Source organism: Nonomuraea sp. NPDC048916 (assembly GCF_040649575.1).
In the GTDB taxonomy this organism is placed as follows: domain Bacteria; phylum Actinomycetota; class Actinomycetes; order Streptosporangiales; family Streptosporangiaceae; genus Nonomuraea.
Genome location: NZ_JBEZFS010000143.1, coordinates 1 through 793 on the forward strand (window position 1 = coordinate 1; position 793 = coordinate 793).

Consider the following 793-nt stretch of genomic DNA (forward strand, 5'->3'; position numbering starts at 1 on the left):
GAGGTGAGCGTTGGTGCCCGAGATACCGAAGGACGACACCCCGGCACGGCGCGGCCGGCCGACGGCCCGCCACTCCACCGGCTCGGCCAGGAGCCTGACATGGCCGCTGCCCCAGTCGACGTGCGGTGTCGGCTCGTCCACGTGCAGGGTTTTGGGCAGCAGGCCATGGCGCATCGCCATCACCATCTTGATCACACCGCCGACTCCCGCGGCCGCCTGGGCGTGGCCCAGGTTCGATTTCAGCGAGCCCAGCCACAGCGGCTGGTCTGAGGTCCGCTCCTGCCCGTAGGTCGCCAGCAGGGCCTGCGCCTCGATGGGATCACCCAAGGTGGTGCCCGTGCCGTGTCCCTCGACGGCATCCACCTCCCCTGCCGAGAGCCCGGCTGTTGCCAGCGCCCGGCGGATCACCCGCTCCTGCGCGGGACCGTTGGGCGCGGTCAGCCCATTGCTGGCGCCGTCTTGGTTGATGGCTGAGCCGCGGATGATAGCCAGGATGGGATGCCCGTTTGCTTGAGCGTCGGATTGGCGTTCGAGGAGGAGGAGTGCGGCGCCTTCGCTCCAGGCGGTGCCGTTGGCGGCGGCGGCGAAGGGTTTGCAGCGGCCGTCGGGGGCGAGGCCGCGTTGGCGGGCGAATTCGATGAAGGTGTGGGGGGTGGCCATGATGGTGGCGCCGCCGGCGAGGGCGAGGTCGCATTCGTGGGTGTGGAGGGCTTGGGTGGCGAGGTGGAGGGCGACGAGGGAGGAGGAGCAGGCGGTGTCGATGGTGATGGCGGGGCCTTGGAGGCCGAGGGTG

At 70.7% G+C, this 793-nt stretch carries 1 protein-coding gene; it reads right to left on the reverse strand.

The features are described 5' to 3' along the window. Window positions 1-793: polyketide synthase (locus AB0C16_RS40140; protein WP_357691398.1), on the reverse strand; the 793-nt coding region annotated here is incomplete at both ends.